Consider the following 5,617-nt stretch of genomic DNA (forward strand, 5'->3'; position numbering starts at 1 on the left):
GGTGCCGGCCGGGGGCATACGGGGCGAAGCCGCAGGGGCAGTCACTTCACAGCGGATCCCCCGACTCCAGCCGAACGATCCTCGCAGGCGAACCCCCACCAGACCTGCCGGACACGCATCCTTACGGAAACCACGCGCATGGACTGCTTCCCTGACCGGTGAAGAGCGCGGCGCTCTTCCAGTCCCCACCCGCACCTCGGACCGTGCCGCCGGCCGCTCCGCCGCTGGGCCACGTCGAGCTGACCCGCGCCCAGGAGGAGCGGCAGGCCGAACTCGACGCAGCCCGACCCGCCAACCGCGACTTGACCCGCGCTCTCCACCAGCGGGGCTGAGGTTCATGGGACATCGATGAACATGTCCGAGGACTGCACCCCGGACGGTGGGGAGGGAGACCACCTGGTGAGGCCACGCTCCTGCGGGGTGCTGCCGACAGCCCTGCAGCCCTGTGGTCGCCCACTGCTCAGCGGGTCTCCGCGTGGCCGGCTCGAGTGGAGCCGGGGCTGCTGCGTTCCGGCGCAGCAGCCCCGTCGACGGCTGTCGCGCTGCTGGAGGGCAGTGCGGTCTTTTACTGGCGGGAGGGGGTTATTCCAACCATGCGCCATTCCCCTCCGACCAGTAGTCCTCACGTCGGGGCTCAGCAGCTTGTCAGGAGACCGTCGCCGGGGTGTCCCGCAGGGTGACGTTGGCGTGGCTCTCCTGGAAGCTCTGGTCTGAAACGAGGGTCAGCCGGGCGGTGGACTGGAACTCCGGCAGGGTAGTGGAGCCGCAGGAGACCATCGTGGTTTTGAGCTTGGCGATGGTCAGGGCGAGCCCTTCGTTGAGGTCGCCAGCGTAGGGGACGTAGCCGTCCACGCCTTCCTCGAAGATCAGCCCCTGGCCTCCCTGGCCGTAGCGCTGCCAGTTGCGGGCCCGGTTCGAACCCTCACCCCAGTACTCCTTCACGAAGCCGTCCCGGGTGGGCAGCTTCGCGCCGGCCGCCTGGTCGAAGCGTGCGAAGTAACGCCCCATCATGACGAAGTCGGCCCCCATCGCCAGCGCCAGGGCCACGTGGTAGTCGTGCACCAGCCCACCATCGGAGCAGATCGGCACGTACTCGCCGGTGCGTTCGCGGAAGGCGTCCCGGGCCGCCGCGACGTCCAGCACCGCGCTGGCCTGGCCGCGCCTCGATCGCCGACGCCTCGCCCGCGACGTGCCGCACCAGGGGCGTGCGCAAGTCAACCGTCGCAGCCGAGCAGGCGGTCCGAGTCCGGTTGGGCAAGAGCAGAAATTCGTTGAACGTCCGTGAGACCTCGGCGATGATCTGTGCCACTTGTTCCTCCTGACCCGTCGGCCGGAGCCCGACTGCCCCGCCGTGAGGACCGCCCCCATCCCAGGGCGCGGGCAGGCAGAGATCAGCACGGCAGCCGTGGAGGTGCCACCAACTGCGGCAGAGCCCTGACCGGCCCGTTGATCGAACGGGGGTGCGGTCGTGATCTGGCACCTTATCGATCACTAAGCCGCTGCACGAATCGTGGCCGACACCGGCCGCCGCCGCCTTCGGGTGGTTGCTTCAGGTCCTCGGCCCGGGCGGCGAGGTATTCGCCCCGGTCGCGTCTGGCGTAGGCGAACCAGCGGAGCGTTGTGGGGGTATCCCAGTCACGTGCCCCCTCGGCGCGGCCAAACCGCCAGGCCGCCGAACGCCGCTACCTGCGCCTGCGGCCCGGCACCGCCGGAATCACCGGCGAACAGCGCGTCCAGGCCACGCGCAACATGCGCGCCGCGGACCGCACTGTGACCGCTTGGGCCCGCGCCAACGAAGCCGACCTCCGCCGCCTCGCTGGCCAGATCGCCGCCCTCACCGGCCTGCCCCCCCCCGACGCCCAAGCGGCCGTGGACGAACTGAACGCGGCCCTTGCCGACGACGACGCGGCCCGCCTCGTGCGCCCCTTGACCGAGACCCGGCCCCATCTGCGACGCGAGCACACCGCCCTCGCCAAGCGCATCGACAGCAAGTGACCCGCGCCAACTCAGCGGACGGCCGCGCTTGGAACAGCGGCACCCAGGCGCAACCGTTTGAAGCGGACCAGGTGCCGGACGGGGCCTCGGTCTGCGGCCGGAGACCGGACGAGGGTAGGGCTGCCTGGCGCGCCGAGTCGGCGGCGCGCGCTCCGGGGCGGCGCGTGGCATGTGCCCGCGGGGCGGATCACTGACTGGTGACCGTTGCGGCGGCGAACAGTAGAGCAAGGCCGCCGCAGGCGTCGAAGACTCCGCACCATTCGGACCACTGCCGGGGCGCAACCTGGTCCCTCCTGTAGTGGACGGCGTCCCACACGGCGTGGCCCAGCCAGCCGGCCGCGAGGACGAGCAGGGCCAGGGCGCCGTCCAGGAAGACGGCTGACAGGGAGACGGCGGCGAAAGCGACGAGAGCGGCGAGCTGTCCGGCTAGGACGCCCGGGCGGTGCAGTTCGTGCCGGACCGCGCCGAAGAGGAGGTAGAACAGCGGCATCCCGGCGAGGACTCCTGCGAGGAACTCCGGTGCGGGTAGGCCGTCCACGAAGGTCAGGCCAGCCAGAGCCAGGGCGATCAGAGTGGGCCAGCGGTGTCCGATCGTGTGCATCCGGGTGCCTCCAATGTGCGGACGGGCGAGTGGGGACGACGTCACTGTCCGCGGCGGCCGGCCATGCAGGAAAGCAGTCGCTGCTGCGGTGTCCGTTCCCTTGGGGTACCCGTCCGTTCGGCCTAGGGTTGGCGCATGGCGGAGCGGCTCATGGTGGTGGTCGGTTACGAGGCGGCCGAGTTGTTGGACATCGCGTGCGTGACCACGACCCTGGCCATGGCCAACGGCATAGGGGCGCCCGAGGTCCCGTACCGGGTGCTCCTCGCAGGCCCGGGCGGCACTCCCCTCGTCTGCGGCTCGGGTCTCGTCCTGCGCAGCGAGCAATCCCTGGAGCGGCTGATCGGCCCCCTGGACACGCTGATCGTCTCCGGCGGAACGGGGTTCGAGCGGGCAGCGTCGGACACACGGCTCGTCGGGCACGTGCGCCGACTGGCCCGGGAGAGCCGGAGGGTGGCGTCGGTGTGCACGGGCGCGGGGGTGCTGGCCGCCGCCGGGCTACTGGACGGCCGGCGTGCGACCACGCACTGGCGCTTCGCCCGTCTGATCGCCGAGCGGCACCCGAACGTGGCCGTGGACCCCGCACCCATTTTCGTCCGCGACGGTCACGTCTACACGGCGGCCGGCGTGACGAGCGCGCTGGACCTCACCCTCGCATTCGTCGAGGAGGACCACGGCCCGGAACTGGCCCGCCAGGTGGCCCGGGACCTCGTGGTGTATCTCCAACGGCCTGGGAATCAGGCCCAGATGAGTCTATTCACCGCAGCTGTGCCGCCCCGGGACGACGTGGTCCGGGCGCTCGTCGAGCACATCGCTGCCCACCCTGACGACGACCTGCGCACGGCGAGGCTGGCCGCGCGGGCTGGGGTGACCGTGCGTCACCTCAATCGTCTTTTCACCCAGCAGGTTGGCCGGCCACCGGGCCGCTACGTCAGGCAGGCCCGCACCGAGGCGGCCGCGCAGCTGCTCGCCTCGACGACGCTGCCGATGTCGGGCGTGGCGGCGCGCTGTGGTTTCGGCAGCGCCGAGGCGTTGCGGCAGGCGTTCACAGAGCGGTTCGGGATCGCCCCGTCCCGCTACCGTGCGGCGATGCGCCCCGACTGATCCTGCCACGCTCGCCAGGACCTGACACCCACCGCGAAATCATCGCCGCGCGCGTGCTGCTGCACGTTCTCGGCGGTATCGGCGCTGATCTCCGCGACCAGCTCGGGGCGGACGAGGGTCACGTCCAGAACCTCGCGGCTGCCCCACGCCGACGCGAACCGCCACCCCTCCCAGGGACGTCCGGCATCGGCCGCGATCACGTTGCCGCCGACCAGACGCGCCAGCTCGGCACGCAGCGGGCCTGTGCGGCCGACCGAGCGGAGCTGGCCGGCGGCCTCGCGGCGGCCCAGGAGGAGGAGCTGTGGTCGGATCCGGGTCCCCGTAGCGGCGCCGATGATCGCTTCGGTCGTGTCGCGGCAGCGGAGTTTGTACCAACCTATGTGTCCTGGCAGGTAGGGCTGTTCGCCGCCGAGACCCACCTGCACGTGGACACGGTCCGGACCTGGCGCGGCCGGTTCGCCCACGGCGAGCTGCCGGCCCTGGCCGACCGCAAGCGCTCCGGGCGCCCCGCCCGTTTCACTCCTGCGCAGGTCGCCGAGGCCAAGGCACTGGCCTGCCAGCTGCCCGCCGAGACGGGCGTGCCGCTGTCGGAAGACCAGACGCGACAAACTCGCCAGCGGACAGCTGAGGCGCTCGCCGAACTCGGCATCACCTTGGCCCGATAAATGAGGCAGCTGAAACCTCATGGAGCCCGCGGACGATCCTCTGAGAAGATCCCCACCATGCCGAGTCCCACCGCAGAAGAACTGCGCGCCTCAATCGGTGGGCTGTCCCCCGAGCTGGCACAGCGGGCCGCCGACCGCATCGATGAATGCAGAGCCCTGCTCGCGGCAGGCATCGACATGGACGCCGTCCAGCAGCATCTGAAAGACGAAGGCGTCCCCATCGTGATCGCAGTGCTCATCACCACCAGGCTGATCGGCGACCACCCCGGCAAACTGAAGGCTGCACGAGAGATCGTCGAATGCAGCCCAGCACGCACGCACAGCGCTGCGCTGCGCTGAGCAGGCCACCGCACTGAACGACACCTGCTCCAGGTGGCTGCGCAGCAGCACCGCACCACGATCCGGCTCACCACCCGCAGCAGCGCCGCTCGACAGCGACCGGCACGCCGCGACTGGCTCGACCAGGCGCAGCTCGCCGCGCTCGCCGAGCTGGGCGTCGACTGGGCGTGGTAGAGGGTTGGGGCGGCCCGGTGTTACTGCTGCCCCCAGAGCGCTCCGGGCACCGGGCTGGCCTCACCCGTGCCGCAAAACCGAGGGTGCTCATCCTCGACTTGCGGCGACCGTCCTGCCATGGCTGGTTAGTCTCGGGGCATGCGGATCTCTGTTTCCTCGGACATGGACGAACCCGTGGCTCGCGCACTCCTCAAGCAACTACGAGACCGCGGACACGACGTGATGACGTACGGGGCGCTCAGCCCCGGCGATGATCCGCAGTGGGCAGCCTGCTCGGAGGCGGCGGCCCGCGAGGTAGCCGCCGGGAACGCCGACCAGGCGGTCGTATGCTGCTGGACCGGTACGGGCGCGTCGATCGCCGCGAACAAGGTTCCCGGCGTGCGCGCTGCCCTGTGCACGGACGCCTACACGGCGGACGGTGCGCGCCGCTGGAATGACGCCAACGTGCTCGCGCTCAGCCTGCGCCTGACCTCGGAACCGCTACTCAAAGAGATCCTCGACGCCTGGTTCGCCGCCGAGGCGAGCGCGGACGCCGAGGACCGAGAGAACGTAGCGCGCGTCAATCGGCTCGACAACACGAAACCCACGCCCTGAATGAAGGCAGTGACGCCGGCGGGTGGAGCGATTGCTCCCGGCACCGCGGTCGAGACCGCGCAGCAGCAGGCGGGACGGTCGCCGGGGCGGCGGGCGCCGCAGGTGCGGCGGCAACCGGGGCGGGCCGGCGGCGGGAGCAGGGCCGGGC

At 71.0% G+C, this 5,617-nt stretch carries 10 protein-coding genes; 7 read left to right on the forward strand and 3 right to left on the reverse strand.

All coding sequences use genetic code 11. The features are described 5' to 3' along the window. Window positions 1-158: 158 nt before the first annotated feature. Window positions 159-332, forward strand: a complete 174-nt coding sequence (locus PV721_RS40625; RefSeq protein ID WP_319733503.1) for a hypothetical protein — start codon at window positions 159-161, stop codon at window positions 330-332. A 313-nt stretch (window positions 333-645) separates the two neighbouring features. Here the strand turns inward: PV721_RS40625 and PV721_RS40630 are convergent, their stop codons facing one another. Then, window positions 646-1,368, reverse strand: coding sequence for an IMP dehydrogenase (locus PV721_RS40630; protein ID WP_416371286.1), 723 nt, complete (start codon window positions 1,366-1,368; stop codon window positions 646-648). 252 nt (window positions 1,369-1,620) lie between these two features. On the opposite strand from PV721_RS40630, the gene PV721_RS40635 reads away from it, so the two are divergent. Further along, window positions 1,621-1,995, forward strand: a complete 375-nt coding sequence (locus PV721_RS40635; RefSeq protein WP_416371285.1) for a hypothetical protein — start codon at window positions 1,621-1,623, stop codon at window positions 1,993-1,995. Between the two features lie 187 nt (window positions 1,996-2,182). Here the strand turns inward: PV721_RS40635 and PV721_RS40640 are convergent, their stop codons facing one another. Beyond that, window positions 2,183-2,596, reverse strand: a complete 414-nt coding sequence (locus PV721_RS40640; protein WP_319733507.1) for a hypothetical protein — start codon at window positions 2,594-2,596, stop codon at window positions 2,183-2,185. 135 nt (window positions 2,597-2,731) lie between these two features. On the opposite strand from PV721_RS40640, the gene PV721_RS40645 reads away from it, so the two are divergent. Further along, window positions 2,732-3,697 (forward strand): GlxA family transcriptional regulator, encoded by a 966-nt coding sequence (locus PV721_RS40645; protein WP_319733509.1) that lies wholly within the window; start codon window positions 2,732-2,734, stop codon window positions 3,695-3,697. Here PV721_RS40645 and PV721_RS40650 read toward each other — a convergent pair. Next, complete coding sequence (locus PV721_RS40650) at window positions 3,670-4,122, reverse strand: hypothetical protein (RefSeq protein ID WP_319733511.1); 453 nt, start codon at window positions 4,120-4,122, stop codon at window positions 3,670-3,672. The genes PV721_RS40645 and PV721_RS40650 overlap by 28 nt on opposite strands. On the opposite strand from PV721_RS40650, the gene PV721_RS40655 reads away from it, so the two are divergent. From PV721_RS40655 to PV721_RS40670, 4 genes are all read left to right on the forward strand, one after another. Further along, entirely contained in the window at window positions 4,123-4,362 is a 240-nt protein-coding gene (locus PV721_RS40655; RefSeq protein WP_319733513.1) for a helix-turn-helix domain-containing protein, read from the forward strand. Between the two features lie 57 nt (window positions 4,363-4,419). Further along, window positions 4,420-4,701, forward strand: coding sequence for a hypothetical protein (locus PV721_RS40660; RefSeq protein ID WP_319733515.1), 282 nt, complete (start codon window positions 4,420-4,422; stop codon window positions 4,699-4,701). A gap of 33 nt (window positions 4,702-4,734) precedes the next feature. Continuing rightward, window positions 4,735-4,875: a hypothetical protein gene (locus PV721_RS40665; RefSeq protein WP_319733517.1), complete on the forward strand. Its 141-nt coding sequence runs from the start codon at window positions 4,735-4,737 to the stop codon at window positions 4,873-4,875. A gap of 138 nt (window positions 4,876-5,013) precedes the next feature. Further along, on the forward strand, window positions 5,014-5,469 hold the full coding sequence (locus tag PV721_RS40670; protein ID WP_319733518.1) for an RpiB/LacA/LacB family sugar-phosphate isomerase: 456 nt from the start codon (window positions 5,014-5,016) through the stop codon (window positions 5,467-5,469). Window positions 5,470-5,617 lie beyond the last annotated feature (148 nt).

This window comes from Streptomyces sp. MB09-01 (genome assembly GCF_033794505.1).
Classification (GTDB): domain Bacteria; phylum Actinomycetota; class Actinomycetes; order Streptomycetales; family Streptomycetaceae; genus Streptomyces.

Excerpts from the sequence above, each read along its gene's own strand:
- PV721_RS40630 (WP_416371286.1), bottom strand. The coding sequence starts at position 1,368 with ATGGGGGCGGTCCTCACGGCGGGGCAGTCGGGCTCCGGCCGACGGGTC.
- PV721_RS40640 (WP_319733507.1), bottom strand. The coding sequence starts at position 2,596 with ATGCACACGATCGGACACCGCTGGCCCACTCTGATCGCCCTGGCTCTG.
- PV721_RS40645 (WP_319733509.1), top strand. The coding sequence starts at position 2,732 with ATGGCGGAGCGGCTCATGGTGGTGGTCGGTTACGAGGCGGCCGAGTTG.
- PV721_RS40660 (WP_319733515.1), top strand. The coding sequence starts at position 4,420 with ATGCCGAGTCCCACCGCAGAAGAACTGCGCGCCTCAATCGGTGGGCTG.
- PV721_RS40670 (WP_319733518.1), top strand. The coding sequence starts at position 5,014 with ATGCGGATCTCTGTTTCCTCGGACATGGACGAACCCGTGGCTCGCGCA.